This window comes from Microcoleus sp. AT8-B5, assembly GCF_036705565.1.
Classification (GTDB): Bacteria; Cyanobacteriota; Cyanobacteriia; order Cyanobacteriales; family Microcoleaceae; genus Microcoleus.
The window spans coordinates 107,621-125,939 of sequence record NZ_JAUBUY010000020.1 but is presented as its reverse complement, the minus strand read 5'-3'; the positions used below and the strand labels follow the sequence as shown (position 1 = coordinate 125,939).

Annotated in this window: 17 protein-coding genes, 1 tRNA gene and 1 pseudogene; 11 read left to right on the top strand and 8 right to left on the bottom strand. The window is 46.8% G+C overall.

The window, feature by feature from the left end; genetic code table 11:
• Window positions 1-427 precede the first annotated feature (427 nt).
• Window positions 428-916, top strand: a complete 489-nt coding sequence (locus tag QUB39_RS15795; protein ID WP_333053288.1) for a GNAT family N-acetyltransferase — start codon at window positions 428-430, stop codon at window positions 914-916.
• Window positions 917-1,371: 455 nt separating this feature from the next.
• Here the strand turns inward: QUB39_RS15795 and QUB39_RS15790 are convergent, their stop codons facing one another.
• The 6 genes from QUB39_RS15790 to QUB39_RS15765 all read right to left on the bottom strand — a co-directional run bounded on the left by QUB39_RS15790 (window position 1,372) and on the right by QUB39_RS15765 (window position 6,044).
• On the bottom strand, window positions 1,372-2,307 hold the full coding sequence (locus QUB39_RS15790) for a HAMP domain-containing sensor histidine kinase (protein WP_333053289.1): 936 nt from the start codon (window positions 2,305-2,307) through the stop codon (window positions 1,372-1,374).
• A 25-nt stretch (window positions 2,308-2,332) separates the two neighbouring features.
• Complete coding sequence (locus tag QUB39_RS15785; RefSeq protein ID WP_333053290.1) at window positions 2,333-2,926, bottom strand: L-threonylcarbamoyladenylate synthase; 594 nt, start codon at window positions 2,924-2,926, stop codon at window positions 2,333-2,335.
• An 81-nt stretch (window positions 2,927-3,007) separates the two neighbouring features.
• Entirely contained in the window at window positions 3,008-3,988 is a 981-nt protein-coding gene (locus tag QUB39_RS15780; protein WP_333053291.1) for a HemK/PrmC family methyltransferase, read from the bottom strand.
• A 133-nt stretch (window positions 3,989-4,121) separates the two neighbouring features.
• Window positions 4,122-4,940, bottom strand: a complete 819-nt coding sequence (locus QUB39_RS15775; protein ID WP_333053292.1) for a Tic22 family protein — start codon at window positions 4,938-4,940, stop codon at window positions 4,122-4,124.
• Between the two features lie 152 nt (window positions 4,941-5,092).
• Window positions 5,093-5,166, bottom strand: a tRNA-Pro gene (locus QUB39_RS15770).
• A gap of 326 nt (window positions 5,167-5,492) precedes the next feature.
• On the bottom strand, window positions 5,493-6,044 hold the full coding sequence (locus QUB39_RS15765; RefSeq protein WP_333053326.1) for a GNAT family N-acetyltransferase: 552 nt from the start codon (window positions 6,042-6,044) through the stop codon (window positions 5,493-5,495).
• A gap of 649 nt (window positions 6,045-6,693) precedes the next feature.
• Between QUB39_RS15765 and QUB39_RS15760 the strand changes: the two genes are divergently transcribed.
• The 8 genes from QUB39_RS15760 to lptC all read left to right on the top strand — a co-directional run bounded on the left by QUB39_RS15760 (window position 6,694) and on the right by lptC (window position 14,984).
• Window positions 6,694-7,419: a hypothetical protein gene (locus QUB39_RS15760; protein WP_006631881.1), complete on the top strand. Its 726-nt coding sequence runs from the start codon at window positions 6,694-6,696 to the stop codon at window positions 7,417-7,419.
• A 682-nt stretch (window positions 7,420-8,101) separates the two neighbouring features.
• The gene (locus QUB39_RS15755; RefSeq protein WP_333053293.1) at window positions 8,102-8,317 is read left to right on the top strand and encodes a hypothetical protein; all 216 of its coding nucleotides are present in this window, start codon (window positions 8,102-8,104) and stop codon (window positions 8,315-8,317) included.
• Window positions 8,318-8,419: 102 nt separating this feature from the next.
• Window positions 8,420-9,289, top strand: coding sequence for an alpha/beta hydrolase (locus QUB39_RS15750; RefSeq protein ID WP_333053294.1), 870 nt, complete (start codon window positions 8,420-8,422; stop codon window positions 9,287-9,289).
• A 212-nt stretch (window positions 9,290-9,501) separates the two neighbouring features.
• Window positions 9,502-10,644 (top strand): heat-inducible transcriptional repressor HrcA, encoded by a 1,143-nt coding sequence (hrcA, locus tag QUB39_RS15745; RefSeq protein ID WP_445243000.1) that lies wholly within the window; start codon window positions 9,502-9,504, stop codon window positions 10,642-10,644.
• A 179-nt stretch (window positions 10,645-10,823) separates the two neighbouring features.
• Window positions 10,824-10,952, top strand: a complete 129-nt coding sequence (locus QUB39_RS15740; protein ID WP_333208343.1) for a hypothetical protein — start codon at window positions 10,824-10,826, stop codon at window positions 10,950-10,952.
• 335 nt (window positions 10,953-11,287) lie between these two features.
• A complete protein-coding gene (metG, locus tag QUB39_RS15735; protein ID WP_333208344.1) occupies window positions 11,288-12,880 on the top strand; it encodes a methionine--tRNA ligase in 1,593 nt (530 codons plus the stop codon).
• A gap of 105 nt (window positions 12,881-12,985) precedes the next feature.
• Window positions 12,986-13,591 (top strand): LabA-like NYN domain-containing protein, encoded by a 606-nt coding sequence (locus QUB39_RS15730; RefSeq protein WP_006631885.1) that lies wholly within the window; start codon window positions 12,986-12,988, stop codon window positions 13,589-13,591.
• 196 nt (window positions 13,592-13,787) lie between these two features.
• Window positions 13,788-14,984, top strand: a complete 1,197-nt coding sequence (gene lptC, locus QUB39_RS15725) for an LPS export ABC transporter periplasmic protein LptC (RefSeq protein ID WP_333053299.1) — start codon at window positions 13,788-13,790, stop codon at window positions 14,982-14,984.
• A gap of 58 nt (window positions 14,985-15,042) precedes the next feature.
• Here lptC and QUB39_RS15720 read toward each other — a convergent pair.
• Window positions 15,043-15,671: pseudogene (locus tag QUB39_RS15720) on the bottom strand (Uma2 family endonuclease).
• 396 nt (window positions 15,672-16,067) lie between these two features.
• Window positions 16,068-17,519 (bottom strand): signal recognition particle protein, encoded by a 1,452-nt coding sequence (gene ffh / locus QUB39_RS15715; protein ID WP_333208345.1) that lies wholly within the window; start codon window positions 17,517-17,519, stop codon window positions 16,068-16,070.
• Window positions 17,520-17,826: 307 nt separating this feature from the next.
• Between ffh and QUB39_RS15710 the strand changes: the two genes are divergently transcribed.
• Window positions 17,827-18,051 (top strand): type II toxin-antitoxin system HicA family toxin, encoded by a 225-nt coding sequence (locus QUB39_RS15710; RefSeq protein WP_333208346.1) that lies wholly within the window; start codon window positions 17,827-17,829, stop codon window positions 18,049-18,051.
• Window positions 18,048-18,275 carry a type II toxin-antitoxin system HicB family antitoxin gene (locus QUB39_RS15705; protein ID WP_333208347.1) on the top strand — a complete coding sequence of 76 codons (228 nt, stop codon included), beginning with the start codon at window positions 18,048-18,050 and terminating at the stop codon, window positions 18,273-18,275. The genes QUB39_RS15710 and QUB39_RS15705 overlap by 4 nt, the downstream gene beginning before the upstream one ends.
• Window positions 18,276-18,319: the final 44 nt, after the last annotated feature.

The following is an 18,319-nucleotide window of genomic DNA, read 5'->3' as shown; positions in this document are numbered from 1 at the left end:
GCTTTCCGGCCTGTTCCACAAAGAGTGAATTTTCTTGTGGAACAGGCCGGAAAGCCTGTTCATAAAAAGCTTATTGACAATGGTACAACATTTCTGTTGTAACGAAGTATTGCTATGAAAAAACCCGGTTTCTCTGTAGACAAACTCCCAACCCCTTAAAAATCAGTCATTCCCATCTAAAATCTCTAATCTCAAATATCAAATGGTATGAGTTCTAAGTTGGGAATTTTGAGTCAAAGACTTTTTTTCAAAATTTACCCCAAAAAGTATTAACGATCACCGAAATTAGTTAGAAAATATGTATGAATAAAAATAGTTTTGTAAATGGGGAATTCAACCATTGATCGTTCCCAAGCAAAATTAACTTTCACTCGTGTAAAACAGTAAAAGTAACACAGTTGAGATACAACTTCAAGGCAGATTGAGCATGACATCAACGACTAGGGATTCCAGTCACATTCAATTTTGTATAGGTCGCGATCGCGCCGACATCGTACAGATCCAAGAACTATTTAAAGCCGCCGCCTTTTGGGCGAGGGAACGCAAGATAGAAGATTGGGAAATTGCGATCGCCAACAGCGAACCAGTTGTTACAGTGTGGGACGGCTCACGGGCGATCGGCTTTGCCAGAGCCACCTCAGATGGCATCTATCGAGCCACCATCTGGGATGTCGCCATTCACCCGGATTACCAAGGTGCAGGACTCGGCCGCAAATTAGTGCAAACCGTCTTGAGTCACCCTCGGATGTGCCGAGTAGAGCGAGTTTACCTGATGACAACTTACAAGCAAAGCTTCTACGAGCGCATCGGTTTTCAGCAAAACGCTAGCACCACCATGGTACTTGAAAATCAGCTTCTCGAAGAGAATCTCGAATTAGAAATTAGCAACGGCGAATTGCTAACTGCTAATTGTTAAATACTCACAAGATTGGCACCAAAATCTATAATATGTAGGGTGCTCTTCGGCGCACCTTACTCCCTATAAATAATTTCCTTGTTTCATATTCCCTCTTCCCTCTTCCACACCTCGGTTAAATCTGTTAAATCCTTTGCCCTCTTCCCCACCTCCGTTACATTTCATATGTTGCACCATTCTCAATTAGCCTTTTAGGAACAGGCTGGACGGCCTGTTCCACAATAAAATTCATCTCTTGTGGAACAGGCCGTCCAGCCTGTTACTTACAATGGTGCAATATCTCAGTTACATCCCGTAATTGCTCGTGGCCGAACGGGAGCATCTCATATTTGTAAAAACACTTCTTCTGGCTCCTTCCTTCTTCCTCTTTCCTCCTGACTCCTGCCTCCTGACTCCTGCCTCAAATTTCTAGCTTGGGTGCTTTCATTGAGATGCCCGTGGCCGAACTTCCTTCATCACAAAGTTGCCAAAGGAATAGAACACTGAGTCCGGTTAAAATTGCACTCTTCGGACTCAGAAGGCACAGCCAGAACCTCCAACTTTCCGCTCATCAAACTTAAAAGAGTCTGATTCATCAATAACCTCATTCCAGAAGACACCTGAGAATTATCGCTGCTCTTGGTAATATCACACTCCAAATTGTGCTTCAGCAAATCCCAAGACTCGCTCCAAGCACTCACTGAACGCTGATCGTCCACCCAAATGTGAACGCATCCAGATTCCGGCGAAGCATGGGCCGAAACAGAAATACTCCCCTCCTCCATCTGAGCAACAGCAGTATCTACCAAATTGACTAAAACTTGCCTAAACCTCGGCAAATCTGCCAATACATAAATCCCCGGATCTGGCGGCAATATCTCCAAACGAATGCCGCGATTAGCAGCTTGCAAGTAAGTTAAATCATCAACCTCGTCAAAAACCTTAGCTAACTGAATCGGCTCAATATCCATCCTTTCAGTGCCGTGTTCAGTTTTAGCAACAGAGATAATTTCATCTATTAATTTCACCAGCTTGAGTGCCGCGGCGTGAGCTTGCTCGACAAACTCTCGTTCCTCAGCAGGATCGTCGCACAAATCCGAGAGAATTAATTGCAGCGTACCAATCATAGTGCTCAGGGGCGATCGCAACTCGTGAGAAGTCCGAGCCAAAAAACCCGCCTTAAATTGGCTCATCTCCGATGCCATCTGATAAGCCAATTGAGTTTGCTTAAGTTGCTCGGAAAGGGCATCAAACTTCTCTAAGTGAATTTCTTGAGGAGGTGGGGCCACTTTGGGCGCCGGTTCGGGCTGTTGCGAGCTTTTTTGCCGCAGGCGCCAAATCAAACTGCTTCCCAAACCCAGCCCCAGTCCCATACCTAAATATATAAAGTTGCTCCAGCCGATCGGCGCCATATTGCTTTGCCTTGGAGTTTAGCTTTTAGCATTCTAACTCGATCGCGCCTTGTCGCAATATTTCCCACTCGCTGCCCGTCCATTTAGCCACAGTCGAAGGCAAACTCGAAGCTGTTGTCGCTGTTGCTAATTCAGAAGGAACTAATGTCAAGACTTCGGGAAACTGAGCCTCAATTTCTGCCACCGACTCCAGAGGCGGCTGGCCGGATAAATTAGCACTGGTAGTAGCCAAAGGGCCTGTCTGCTCTAGAATCTTTAGGGCAAGGGGAAAGTTAGGCACTCGTACTCCGATTGTAGTTGGGTCGATCGAATTCATGGCCGCCGGGACTTTTGGCGAAGCCGGCAGTACCAAAGTTAACGCCCCCGGCCAATAGGATTCGGCTACTTGCTGCCACAACTTTAACTCTGCTGGACTTCCCTGCACGTAGGGCCACAAGGCCCTCGCCGATGCCGCCATCAAAATCAGGGGTTTGTCTTGACTGCGACGTTTAGCTGCAAAAATCAACTCCGAGCGATCGGGACGCGCAGCCAAAGCGGGTACAGTATCTGTAGGAAAACTGACGATATGATTACCAGAAATTGCCCCTTGAACTAGGGAGTCGATCGAAACTTGTGTCATGCCATTTTAGATTTTAGATTTTAGATTTTAGATTTTAGATTTTAGATTTTAGATTTTAGAAGTACGACATATTCTTGAAACCTAACGTCGATACGCTAAAGCAAACCGATCGATCCCTGCTAAATCAGAAAATATTTGAACTTTGCCATAACTCCCATGACTTTCCAGCATATCAGCTACCGCCTCAGCCTGTCCCGCCATCATCTCAACCAGCCAAACTCCCCCCGATTCTAAATAATCGGGAGCCGTTTCTACCAAATGCCGGATGCACTCTAACCCGTCAAAACCGCCGTCTAATGCCAGATGAGGTTCGTGCTTCAAAACTTCCGGTTGCAGAGTCAGTACCGTGCTGCTGGGAATGTAAGGGGGGTTAGAAACCATGCCGCTGACTTGACCTTTGAGAAATTCTAGCGGTTCCCACCACAAACCTTGATAAAAATTAATTCGCGATGCAAAACCCAAATTCTCAGCATTCAGTCGAGCCACTGCCAAAGCTTCCGAACTGCAATCTACCGCATAAACCCTAGCATTTGTCAACGCAGAAGCCAAGCCGATCGCGATCGCCCCGCTGCCCGTTCCCAAATCCACCCAATCCGATTTGGCAAATTCTCCCCCCCGAAGCTGGGAGAAGTTTAAATCTTCTCCCCCCCTTAGTAAGGGGGGGTTGGGGGGAGTAGATTTTTGATTGATATTTTCTGCTTCTAAACGGCTTTTCACAGCTTCCACAGCCAAATCGATCAGCAATTCCGTTTCAGGACGCGGAATTAGCACCGCCGGCGTTACTTTGAGCGAAAAATGCCGCCAATGTGCAACTCCCGTTAAATACTGCACCGGCACCCGTTCCTGCAAGCGCCGCTGCCACAATTGAGCAAGTTCCGATAAAGACAACTTTAATTCAATTTTTGGCAAATCTTTAAACGACTCCAAACGCAGAGCCAACCTATCCAAACCAGCCAGCTCTTGCAGCAGCCAGTCGATTTCTGCTAGGGGAATGTCATGGGCGATCGCCTCTGTTTTAGCTTGATTCACCCACTGCCAAAGCTCTAAACCAGAAACAAACATAATACTTTTTTGGAAGGGGTAATTGTTAATTGCTAACTGGTAATTAGTAATTAGTAAATAGTAGGCTGAGTCGAGAAACCCAACCTACTAATTAATAACTGATGACTGATGACTAATGACTGCTGACTAACTATTAGCGAGCCGGAGCTGGAGCCGGCCGAGCTGGAGCCGGAGCAACCTGTGGATTTTGGCCCGCACCGGCAGGTTGGAGCGATCGGACAAATTCCAGGGACTCCCGCGACGGAACCAAAATCATTTGGGTCAAAAACGGGTCGTTTTCAGTACGCAAAGCTTCCAAAACGCTCTCCAAGTTCACCACCTCAATCTTAATTGTGGCTGTCACGTTGGGCTGCTGCTGCTTAAAACGATCGACCATTCCCTGTAAATCCTCCTTGTTAAAAAACAAGGGAATCACCTCTTGCTGACCCCGCTGAATCGTCAAATAACCATTTTCTGCGCCGCCTCTTGCCAAAAACAGAGGTACACCGTTGAACTCATTAACTTGTTGACCAGTCTGCTGAAGTACAGTTTTAGCCGACTGCACCTGCTGCGGAGCGGGAACGAAAGCAAATTGCACTTCCTCCGGCTTACCTTTATTTGCTTGAGTGAGCTGATAAATTTCCCCCAGCGACACCGGCATCACGCGCACCGTGGCCGCCAACTGAGGATTTCTGGTTTTCAGTTGATCGACAAAAGCTTGAGCGTCTTTCTGGCTGATGAAAATTCCCGCCACAGAAGCATTACCAGTTTGACCCTCACCCTGCTTGGGAACAGAAGCGATCAGGGGCGCACCCTGAGCGTCTGTAATCGTAAATACCGGCACCGAGCGCAATTTTTCCAAAATTTGCGGCTCCGGCAGTGCCAGTGCAGACATCTTGCCAATTGGGGAGGGGCCCAGCAGAGTGCTGCCGACAATTCCCAATATTGCGCCCAAACGAACTAATGATTTCATGTTTTTTCCATCAGGAGCGATCCTGAAACACATTAACGCAAAGACTCGCGCTTTCACACGATCGGCAAAAACTGCCTCAATTTGTTTTCATTTTGACGAAATGTAAACATCAGAGACAGTTATGCTTCAATCTATTATTTAACATTGTGCGATCGGGATGACAGGATTTGAACCTGCGACATCCTGCTCCCAAAGCAGGCGCGCTACCAAGCTGCGCTACATCCCGGTGTTATAGTTAGCTAACCTCTAACCATTAACACACAAAACCGCTTGCTTGTCAAGCTTTATTAAATATTTAGCTCTCGATGGAGCTAAGGCGAAGTTTTTTTCAGGTTGTGCGGTTTGACGCCACCCAAAAATCGATACCAGCCCCTGACTCCTATCGCGATCTGCTCAAATCGACTGACAATACTTGCACAGCTTTATAACTGCCCTGATGCCGGGATACATCCAAGCGTAACTGAGGGCAGCGCACAGGTGCAGTCGGTGTTGGCAGCGTCAATATTGTATTGTAGATCCTCAACAAATCAACGCCTACCTGCACCTCGCTCGCTAATCAGGATACCAAAACATACCTTTAATCCCCTCTGGATCGGACATAAAGCCCAAATTGCGGTAAAAATCCACCACATGAGGGTCAGCAAATAAGGTAATGTTGCTGATATCTTCACTGCGGAGTTTTTTAATGATGTATTTCATCAGCGCCTTGCCCATGCCCTTGCCCTGGTAGTCGGGATGAACTACCACATCCCAAAGCGTGGCATTAAAAGCATGGTCTGAAGTCGCTCTGGCGAAACCCACCAGCCGTCGCTGGCTGCCCCGCATCTCCCACATAGAGACGACTAGGAAGCTGTGCACAATAGCTTTTTTGACTTTACGCAGGGGACGGCGGGACCAACCCACTGCATTACAAAGTTCTTCGAGTTCGTAGAGGTCAATGTCCCGATCGCAACTGAAAAAGATGCGAGCGTTTCCGCTGGCGGGCTTGCGAAACGTTGGGGAAAGCGGATCGCCTAACCCAACAGCCACATCTTCCTCAAAATCCGCTGTTTGGGGTACAGAGGCAGACTCAGAACTACTAAATAAGTTTTTCCAAAAACCCATGCAGGCGCGGTTAAGGTAGTAGAAGTTGGACGACGAGAAAGAGAACCAGACAGATAAACCCACTCCGATCGGCGTAGGATCAATTGCCGGTAGCCTCTTGAGGAACAGTTTACGGTACACTCATCTTACGCCGAAAACAGGGATTTGTCGTCCAACATTGAGTCTGCGCTTTTTTTATTCTGTCAAGTCTGGTAGAACTGTTCTGCTAGCCAGTGCCCAGACAACCCGCTTTTAAGGTAAAATTTGTTGCCGAACCAAGACAGAGGCATTTTGGGAAATGCTTCTTTTGAGTGCCGCCGATCGCGCCGGAACTTATACCCTTGGTGGAAAATACCACTGGAATGGCGCAACGGTGACATTCTCGTGATAAGTTCTCTGACCACGAATTTCAAAGGTGGTACAAGCCCCCGGATTTATCCGTGGAATCAATCCAAAATCGAAAATCGAAAATCCTCAAGCCCCCGCATTTATCCGTGGGGTCGCCTCTAAAATCTAAAATCTAAAATCTAAAATCGATTGACAGATTTGACTTTTGCTTTTAGTGAGGAGACGGGCACAATTTAAGTCGAATCGTCGAATCGAAAATCCCATTGCCATAAGGCATGGAAGAGTCAATACCTAGTATATCTCCCGCACCTTCTCCTCAATTATGGCTTCGGGTTTAAAACCATCTACACTAGAACTTCTCAAGCGCTTTAACCGAGCGTTTCCGCAGTTTTATGAGCAATTTGTCAGCAGCGAAATCCAGTTGCAAAACCTCAAATTAGCTTACCAGCTTTACAAAACTCGGCAAGCAGTCATCGAAATCCGAGCCGAAGGTAACAAAAGTGCCCTGCATTTTGCTTACCGGAACCAGTCTTTTCTACTGAGCGATATTTTTGGAGTGCTCGCGGCCTACGGGCTGACAATTCACAGTCTGAGTCTGTACGGTCAAATTTACCCGCCCATGCTGGTATTTATCAAATTGGTCGTATCTCGCGGTGGCAAGGTACTGGCAGATAAAACAGCAGAAAACGTCTGTAGGGCGGTTCGAGAGGCATTGGCGGGGCATTTTGAGGTTGAAGAGATGTTGGCGGTGGAATTTAATTTAGACGCGGGTTTAGAAGATGTGGCAACTGAATTCTACGTCGATCCGGTTTTCCACTTGCCAGCTTTGCTGATTGAAGCCGATAATCAACCTGGACTTTTTTACAAAGTTATGTATGCCATCTGGCAAGAGGATTTGTTGGTCGTAAATGCTAATTTGCTAGTTTGGCGGGGGCGAACTCGCCTAATTCTCTATTTGTTGGGGCCCAATGAAAGTTTAATTCCCGAATATCTGGGGCAGAAAATCGCTGAGGGGGTGCGACAAAGATTGCTAGGCGAGCGATTTTAGGGCAAGCTGCCGATGCTCCCTAAATAACTCGATTTCTATAAGTATAGCAATCCTCGCATCATTTGTAAAAATATGTAGGGGTAGTGCTACCCCTCCTCCCCGTGCCTACCCCAGCCTGCATCGGGGCAACCGGGCGTGGGGAGAGCCCCTACAAGAATTACACGAATCATTTAGGATTGCTATAGACATTAGTTTGCAGACGTTTTCCAGTGAGATAGGATAAAAAGCTCGGCAACATTTTTCGTACAAACGAGTGTAGATAGCGGTTCTCATAAACATGGGACACGCCGAAACGATGTTGTCAATCTTTTTAAGTTTTACAGCGCCTATTTACTTAAATAAGATCGCGGGACTACAGGCAAAAGTCGCAAATATCCGCAAAAATGCGCTCCATAAAATTATGTATCACCTCGCCCAAAACTAGCGATAGGTAACGCTAGCTAGAGAATTAAGAGATTAAATAAATTGTTGTATGCTAAAAATTTAGTTGGTTGAATAGTTGAAGGTAGAAAGTACGATTTTTTTTTGTAAGCAACCTACAAAAAAAATATAATTTGACACTGGAACACCGAGAGTTAACAACTTTCAAATCGACCAATTTTGGGAAAATTATTGCCACAAAATACCCTTAAAAAATCGCGTTGATTTATGTCGCAATTGCGCTCATACAGCAGAGAGAAATTTGAATACTGCAAAAAACATAGAACGCTGGTTTGAAGGAATATTTATTCTCGGCCGATCGCATAAAAGGGCAAGCTATGCCAAGATTGCCCGTGCAGTGGACAAAAGTAGCGTCAGCGACCGCGCGTTGCACCAGGAAGTAAGCGGTAAATCGATAAAGTTGAGTATTTTTGACTTAACTTATAGCGCTTGTTGGGTAGATGAGGTAAACAATTGAACTGAAAAAGCTTGAGAACACAGGATTTCGGCGTACTCTCTCTTTCTGAGAAAGGCTATACATAGGTTTACATCGGTCTTATGGAGCGGGTAGGATAAAAGTATGGCAACAATCGACATCCTAGGGGTTCGGCACGCTTACGATTTGACGGCTCCGACTTCAACTTCCCCGGTTCTGGTATTTGTCCACGGCTGGCTGTTAAGCCGCCACTACTGGCAACCTTTGACCGATCGCTTGGCATCAAACTATCAGTGCCTTACCTACGATTTGCGGGGGTTTGGCGATTCTCAATCCGACGGTGGCCTTCATCATGGGCATTCCGAACCGCTAAATTCCTGCTACACTCCGGCAGCTTACGCTGGCGATTTGGAAATTTTACTCGAAAAACTCGATATATCTTCTGCTTGGCTGGTGGGACACTCTCTGGGCGGTACGATCGCCCTTTGGGGAGCCAGCAAATTCTCCGATCGCGTTAAAGGCGTGGTCTGCATCAATGCAGGGGGCGGCATCTATCTTAAGGAAGAATTCGAGCGGTTTCGAGCGGTAGGCAAGCAGCTAGTGACAATGCGTCCCGGCTGGCTGCCTCGGTTGCCGTTAGCAGATTACGTGTTTGCCCGCGATTCTGTAGCCCGCTCGATCGGCAGATCCTGGGGACGGCAGCGCTTAATAGATTTCGTGGGAGCTCATCCAGATGCAGCTTTGGGGGCTTTGTTGGACTCCACCACAGAAGCCCAGATTCACCTCTTGCCACAAATTGTGTCCCAACTCAAGCAGCCTGTTTATTTTATTGCTGGCACTAAAGACAAAATTATGGAACCAAAATACGTGCTGCATTTGGCTAGCTTTCACTGGATGTTCCAAGGTTGCGGCGAGAATGTCCTTCAGCTTCCCGATTGTGGCCATTTGGCAATGGTGGAACAGCCGGATGCAGTGGCTAGTTACCTGCAAAATATTCTGAAAGAACATGATTAGATGGCATGGGGCATGGGGCATGGGGCATGGGGCATGGGGCGTTAAAACTTACAAATAACCAATAACCAATAACCAATAACCAATAACAACTGACTTCTTCCTTAACCTAAAATCTGTTATGTTTAAAGAGGTAAGTCTGCCCGATCGCCATTTTGGTACAGACGTTTCGATTAATATAGCGACTTTCAACTCTAAATTCTAATTCTGCTTAAATATCTGTGCGCGTTAACCTCACCGATCGGCAACAACACATCCTTTGGGCAACGGTTCGCCACTACATAGCAACAGCGGAACCCGTTGGCTCAAAAGCTTTGGCTGACGAATTCAACCTCAGCGTCAGCCCAGCTACAATTCGCAATGCGATGGGGACTCTTGAAAAAGCTGGACTGCTTTATCAGCCCCACACTTCGGCAGGACGAGTCCCCTCTGACTCCGGCTACCGAATTTATGTAGACCAGTTGATTCAGCCGTCTGATACGCTGGCCCGCAAGGTGGAACAGGTACTAGACCAACTCAATTGGTCGGACGGTCGCATGGACGCGGCACTCCGCGGCGCTGCTCAAATCCTGGCAACTATCAGCGGTTACATAGCCATGATCACCATACCGCAAACCAATATGGCTTGCTTGCGCCACTTGCAACTGGTGCAGCTAGAGCCGGGAAAGGTGATGCTGATAGTGGTGACGGATGCCTACGAAACTCAGTCGGTTTTGGTGCAGTTGCCGAGGGATGCAGAAGGTAACACGCCTGATGCCGAAATTGTCGATCGCCAGTTGCAGATTTTGTCGAATTTTTTGAACAGCAAGTTGCGGGGACGATCGCTCTCGGAACTCTCGGCTGTAGACTGGAGCGAGTTAGGCCGGGACTTTGAGCTGTACGCTGAGTGGATGGGAACTATGCTGACTGCTTTGAGCAGCCGCCAAAGCAATCCAACCTACACGCGGATTCTGATCGGCGGTTTAGCAGAAGCGCTGCGCTTGCCTGAGTTTTCGCAGTTGCAGCAAGTTCAAACCCTGGTGCAATTGCTCGAACAAGAGCAGGAACTGCTTTGGCCTTTGATTTTTGAATCGCCGGAGTTAGACACGCCAGGGAAGCGGGTAACGGTGCGTATTGGTTCGGAAAATTCTTTAGAACCGATTCGTGGCTGTACTCTGATTTCTTCGACTTACCGCCGGGGATCGGTGCCGGTGGGTAGTGTTGGGGTTTTGGGGCCGACGCGGATGGTTTACGAAAATGCGATCGCGGTTGTGGAAGCTGCGGCGGATTATTTGTCAGAAGCTATTGGCGGAAATCGAGTTGGTTTTCCTGATGGGGATCGAGGGCGATCGGATAATCCTTTGTTAGATGCACCCTAATTTGATAGCCCCAAGCTTAATTGGCTTGGGGTTTTATTGTCTGTGGATGTACTCACAACCTTTAAAAACCGGGTTTGGTGACAAAAAAACTAGGCTTTTATACTCTTTTTGGGGCAAGAAACTAAAGCTTGGCAGTTGACAAGAGAGTTTTGTAAACAACCCGGTTTCTGTGTCCATGAGTGGCTCGGAAAGTGGCAGGAGTTGCGGGCGATCGACTTTCCAGCGATCGCGAGAAAGAGATGGCGATGGTGAGCGATCGGGCCTTCGCAGAAAGTGGCCGCGGATCGTTAGTCGAACGGCGGGTTTAGCAGCCCAACTGACGAGTTTTGTTGCCAACCGGGTGGGCTGCTAAAACCGCTCTAGGGATAGCGGCTATGACCAATGAATAGATGAGGCGTCCACCCTGGGAGCGTCGATTCCCAAGGCAGCAGAATGTCAAAATATTAAGACATTTTAGAGAGTTGGTCAAAAACAACTAAAAAAGATTAGTGTGGATAGGAAAGCAATATTTCTTTTGGGAATAGCCCGGGTTAGACAATTGCAAATAACTTGCAGTGAATTTGGCTTGATTGCCACTCCATAAAAAATTTAACCGCTGAGTTAAGATCGAAACGAAATTTAGGGAATTTTCTTTTAGCATTCAATGAAATCGACTGATAAAACTAAGAATACCTTTGCGATAACAACGCCTCTGTATTATGTAAACGATTTACCTCACGTTGGCAGCGCTTATACGACTATGGCTGCGGATGCCCTAGCGCGATTTGAGCGGCTGCGGGGAAAATCTGTTTTGCTGGTTACGGGGACGGATGAACACGGGCAGAAAATTCAGCGGACAGCCGAGAGTTTGGGACGATCGCCCCAAGCTCACTGCGATTCAGTGGTTCCGGCGTTTGAGACGCTTTGGGAGCAACTCGATATCCAGTACGATCGGTTCATTCGCACAACTTCGCGGCGTCACGAGTACATTGTCAAAGAATTTTTCCAGCGCGTCTGGAACTCCGGCGACATCTACTTGAACCAGCAACAAGGCTGGTACTGCGTCTCCTGTGAAGAATTTAAGGATGAACGGGAATTGTTGCCGGGAAATCGGTGCTCTGTCCACACCACCAAGGAAGTTGAGTGGCGCGACGAGGAAAATTACTTTTTCCGTCTGTCACGGTATCAAGACCAACTGCTGGCATTGTACGCAGAACGTCCCGACTTCATCGCGCCGGAAAGCCGACGCAACGAAGTGCTCAGTTTCGTCAACTCTGGACTGCAAGACTTTTCCATTTCTAGAGTGAATCTCGCATGGGGTCTGCCAATGCCAGTTGACCCCAGTCACAGCATCTACGTGTGGTTTGACGCTTTGCTGGGATACGTCACCGCCTTGCTAGATCCTGACAGCGACCCGATTTTGGAGAATGCTTTATCTAAATGGTGGCCGGTTGACTTGCACTTGATCGGCAAAGATATTCTTCGCTTCCACGCAGTTTACTGGCCGGCAATGCTGATGTCAGCGAATCTACTGGTGCCGGGTCGCGTTTTCGCACACGGGTTTTTGACCAAAGACGGCAAAAAAATGGGGAAAACGGAGGGTAATACTTTAAACCCTGTCGAATTGGTCAACAAATACGGCGCTGACGCAGTACGTTACTATTTCCTTAAAGAAATTGAGTTCGGAGAGGACGGCGATTTTAACGAAACTCGGTTTATCAATATATTGAATGCTGAGCTAGCAAATGATTTGGGGAATTTGCTTAATCGTACCCTAAACATGGCTCGCAAATATTGCGGTGCCTGCGTACCAAATGTGTTGGGAGAAAACATTGAGGGCGATAACCTTCTCAAGGCTATGAGCCTGGATTTGGGCGATCGAGTAGCGGGTTTTTACGAAGAGTTGGCTTTTAGCAAGGCTTGCGAAGCCGTGCTTGCATTAGTGCGAGCCGGGAACAAGTTTATTGACGTGCAAGCACCTTGGAGTTTGTACAAGCAGGGACAGATCGAAAGTGTTGAACAAGTGCTATATTCTGTTCTGGAATCTGTTAGACTAGCATCTTACCTTTTATCGCCCATTATTCCCAATATCAGCAACGCTATCTATCAACAGCTAGGTTTTTCAATTGACTTTAACGATCGGGTTACAGTTAACAGTTTAGCGAATTTTGCAGCTCATGCTGCCTGGGGCGCTTTGCCTGCAAACCAAACTCTGGGGGAACCCCAACCTGTTTTTAAGCGGATCGAACTGCTGTAAACAGTACCTTCATAGTTGGCAGCCAGCGCTCTGGGTGTGATGACAGACTACGAATTAGCAGTTATTTCCTTACCAATCTTTCATAAAAATTGAGGCATAACAATCATGTTGAATAGAATAGAAAGCAACGACCTTTTTACGCCGGAACAGGTACTAGAAAATCGTGGTAGAGTGGCAATTTTTATTGACGGTTCTAACCTTTTTTACGCGGCTTTGCAGTTAGGAATTGAGATTGATTACACTAAGCTGCTGTGCCGTTTAACTGCGGGATCGCGGCTGCTGCGCTCTTTCTTCTACACGGGTGTCGATCGCACTAACGAGAAACAGCAGGGGTTTTTGCTGTGGATGCGCCGCAACGGCTACCGGGTGATTTCTAAGGATTTGGTACAGTTGCCAGATGGTTCTAAGAAGGCGAATTTGGATGTAGAAATCGCTGTGGATATGATGGCTTTAGTCGGGTCTTACGACACGGCGGTTTTGGTGAGCGGTGACGGCGACTTGGCTTATGCTGTAGACGCTGTGAGCTATCGCGGTGTGCGGGTAGAGGTGGTGAGTTTGCGATCGATGACGAGCGACAGTTTGATTAATGTAGCCGATCGCTATATCGATTTGGAAATGATTAAGGACGACATCCAAAAAACATCGCGCCCTAATTATGCTTACCGCCCTTTGTCTGGTTTGAGCTTGATGGAGGAACACGACGACAGATAGGGATTTGGTAATGGGTAATTGGTAAGGGTTAATAGGTGATGATTAATGGGTTGAATCATTGAGAATTAGAAGTTAAAAATTTAGACAAAGCATGACACATTTTTAATTTTTGATTAAGTGTTTTTCACGACCCAATTATCAATTACCAATTCCCCATTCCCATTCCCAATTACCTATTATCAATTCCCTATTCCCAATGATTCATCTCCAATCCCAAATTCCCAATCTCAACTCCCCAAAATTGAGGCTGCTATTTTTAGCAGCACTGATTTTGGGGATTGGTGCTTGTGCAGTTCCGCAAGAGACTCAAAAGAACAAATTAGCTGAGGATCTCCAAACTGCTCAACAGTCAAACAGCACTTTAACTTTAAACAAAGTAACTCTAGAACAAGCAAACGAAAAGGGCGAGACGTTCTGGAAAGTCAACTCACAAAATGCCGTTTACAGCAAAGACAAAAAAATAGTTAACGTTCAGAAACCTGTAGGCAAATTGTTTCAAGATGGCAAAGAAATTTACGATATTCAGGGAGAAACTGGCCAGGTATTTCAGGAAGGAAATCAAGTTTTTCTCAAAGGTAACATAGTCGCTACTGACCTTAAAAATGGAGTGGTATTGCGGGGAAATGAGTTGGAGTGGCGGCCAAAGGAGGATGTTTTAGTTGTCCGCAACAATTTGACGGGAGAGAACAAACAGGTGACGGCTTCAGCGAAGGAAGCGCGGGTTTTCACTAGGGCTAAGAGGATGGAGTTATTCGGCTCTGTGGTGGCGAATGTTAAAGATCCGGTTTTGCAATTGCGAACCGAGCACTTAGTGTGGTTTATGGATCAACAAAAGGTAAACAGCACCAAACCTACTCAAATTGACAGATACAAAGATAAAATAGTAACAGACAGCGGTTTTGCCGACCAAGTAGATGTAGACTTAAAAACCAAGATTGCGACGCTGACAAAAAACGCTCAGTTGATGCCTTCTGATCCGCCGCTGCAAATAGAAAGCAGTTTGATGAGTTGGAATTTTCCGGCGCAATCTGTGATATCGCCTGGGCCTGTGAAGGTTTTTCACCGCGTGGAAAAGGTGACGATGACTGGGGATACGGGGCGGGGAGATTTAGAGAAAAAAGTTTTTTATTTGACGGGAAATGTGGTAGGAATTGGGGAAAAACGTCAATCTCAATTAAATACCGATCGCGTAACGTGGTATTTAACTAATCAGACTTTTGATGCAGAAGGAAATGTGGTTTATCGGCAGCTAAATCCGGTGTTTAATTTGACTGGGCCGAGGGCGGCGGGAGAGTTGAAAAATCAAACTGTGATTGTTAAAGGCGACGGTGGTGGCGGCCAAGTGGTTACGGAATTTGTACCGGATGAGTATCAGGGAACTTTGGGAGAGTAGATGGGATTGCAACCGCAGATGTTGGCAGATGGACGCATGAACGCTGTATGAATGCTGTTTATCGCCACACTCGCCTCAAATTCAATACAAATCCCGGCAATACATCTTCGCCAGACAACTCGGCTGGATCGATATTTCTACTTCTGCCTGCTGTCGGTAAATCTCTACCCGCTGGTTTTGCGGGTCAATTAACCAGCCCAATCTCGCTCCATTTTCCATATATTCGCGCATCTTCTCTTGGAGGGTTGAGAGAGAATCCGAGGCCGATTCCCTACGGGATAGCTTCGCTTCACGCAATTCTACTACAAAGTCGGGGCACAGCGGAACAAAGCCTTTGCGTTCTTGTGCAGTTAGTGCTTCCCAGCGAGTTCGACTCACCCAGGAAGCGTGGGGAGAAAGGCGAGCACCGTTAGGAAGGATGAATCCGGTAGAAGAGTCAAAGCCTTCTCCTAAATCTTCGTTTGCTTCACACCAGTTGCCTACTTGCGTACTGATACTGAGGTTGCGGCTGCCTGATTCGCCTCCGGTGGGTGGATTCACTATTAATTCTCCTTCTGCGGTTCTTTCTAATCTCAAGTCGGGATTTGCCAATGCTAGGATATCGAATTGTTCGCCTGTGACAAAAAGGGCGATCGCATTTGGCAATTCTATAGATATAGTTTCTGGTTGAGTAATTGTTTGTACCATATTCAATTGTTCGCTTTTTTAGGTAGAAATCGGTCACAAAAAACCTAAAACTAATAGACATAAATTCTGTAGGGGCGGGTTCACCAACCATGTCTGACAAACATCAATCAATATAGTAAACCCGCCCCTACCCAACCAAAAATACCAAGGTACCGCCCACCCAAATTACAAATGTACCGTGAATTTGTTGGCTAAAATATGGATGTAAATTCTGGCGGGGGAGGGCGGGTTTATCAGATTGTTTGATTTGTTTCAAAGATGGTTGGTGAACCCGCCCCTACATTGTTGACATCGTGCGGGGGAGGGCGGGTTTATCAGATTGTTTGATTTGTTTCAAAGATGGTTGGTGAGCCCGCCCCTAAATTGTTGACAATTTTGCAATATATCAGATGCTTTTTACAACTGTCCGAAACCTTTTTTAGGCTTATCTTTTTTCTTTTTCTTCTTCTGCTGGGCACCCATATAGCCACGGGAACCGGGCTGCATTCCTCCGGGGCCGCCCATTCCCGGCATTCCCGGCATTCCCGGCAATCCTCCCATTCCTGTAAAGTTGCCTTGACTCATTTGCTGCATCATTGTACGCATTTTCTGGAAATCGCTGACGAGCTTTGTTACGTCGTTTTCTGCGTAGCCTGCGCCTTTGCCGATGCGGCGGCGGCGGGATGGAGAACTTGCTAAAAGTTCGGGATTGCGGCGTTCTTCAACTGTCATGGAATTAATCATGGCTTCGGTGCGTTTTAGCTGCACTTCTCCCTGCCGCATTTGTTCGTCTGAGAGTTTGTTCATCCCCGGAATCATTTTCATGATGCCGCCGAGGGAACCCATATTTTTTAACAGTCTGGTTTGTTTGAGAAAGTCGGTAAAGTCAAACTTTGCCGTGAGCATTTTCTCTTGCATTTTTTCGGCATCGGCGATGTCGAATTCTTCTTGCGCCCTTTCTACTAGCGTCAAGACATCGCCCATGCCTAGTATTCTCGATGCCATGCGATCGGGATAAAATGGTTGCAAGGCTTCCACTTTTTCGCCGACGCCGACAAATTTAATCGGCGCGCCGGATATTTGCCGCACGGATAAGGCTGCACCGCCGCGGCTGTCGCCGTCTAATTTGGTTAAGATTGCGCCGGTAATGCCGATTTGTTCGTGAAAGGTGCGGGTTAAATTTGCTGCTTCTTGGCCGGTCATGGCATCAACAACTAACAGCGTTTCGTGGGGTTGTACTGTTTGTTTGATGCGGCCCAATTCTGCCATCATGTCTTGGTCGATTTGCAGGCGGCCTGCTGTATCGACGATGATGGTATCGATGCCGATTTGTTTGCCATGTTCGATGCCTTGGCGGGCAATTTCTACGGGGTCAATGTCTTTGCCTAATTCAAATACGGGTACGTCGATTTGTTTGCCGAGGGTTAGCAATTGGTCGATCGCGGCTGGTCGATAAATGTCGGTTGCGACTAGCAGTGCGGTACGATTTTGCTTGCGGAGGTGCAGCGCTAGTTTGGCGGTAGCTGTGGTTTTCCCGGTTCCTTGCAAACCTGCCATCAGGATCACTGTGGGCCCGGATTCGGCGGTGGCGAGGGGTACGTTGGTTTCCCCCATGACGCGCACGAGTTCGTCGTGGACGATTTTAATGAATTGTTGGTCGGGACGGACGCCTGAAACGACTTCTGCGCCTTGTGCTTTTGCCGCTACCTCTGAGATGAAGTTTTTGACGACTTGGAGGTTGACATCGGCTTCCAGGAGGGCGCGGCGGACTTCTTTGAGCGCGTCTTGGATGTTGGACTCGGAGATTTTATTTTGTCCGCGCAGTTTTTTCCAGGTGGATTCGAGTCGATCGGCAAGGGCTTCAAACATAGGGCATTGTTGGCTAGTCAGTCTTTTTAATTTTAAGGCTAAATGGGGCTGTTTGGATTAATGTTTTGCTAATTTTTCAATAATCCTTTCAGGGCGGGCTAGAAGCCCAACCCACAAGCAAATTATTCATGTGTTGTGGAACAGGCATCTTGCCTGTTCCTAAAACTGCTATAAGATGTGAGTTTTTACGCGGATTGATGCTGAAACTAATTCAAATTAATGTAGTAGGGTACGTTTTGACAAACCCTACTTTCTGGAATAGGATTAAAGTATTTCCGTCACCTTGCCACAATTTTAATGTCTGCTTATGCCCAAAAAGATTCGAGAACTCAAAAGCCTGCTGCTAAAAGCTGGGTTTACTTATCGTTCGGCAAAAGGCAGCCATACAAGATGGGTTCATCCTTTACTACCTAATGAACCAATTACTATTGCTGGAAATGATGGCGATGATGCGAAACTGTATTTAGAGAGAGAAGTTAATCGAAAAATTGGAATATTGAAAGCAATTGAAGAAGAGGAACCTGAATCATGAAATTACCTTATATAATTGTTATTCAATGGTCAGATGAAGATAACTGCTACCTAGTTCACTTACCTGATTTTCCATCTCAGCAGTTCCACACTCATGGAGATACCTACGAAGACGCTTTGCAGAATGCAGTTGAGGTATTAGAGCTTTTAGTTGAAGAATATCAGGTAGATGGTAAATCTCTCCCAGAACCTAAAACTCTAGTAGAAAACTTGCTGTTTGCTTGATTATTGATTTGAAGCGAGATCCCTTCCCAAAAAAACAGGCGATC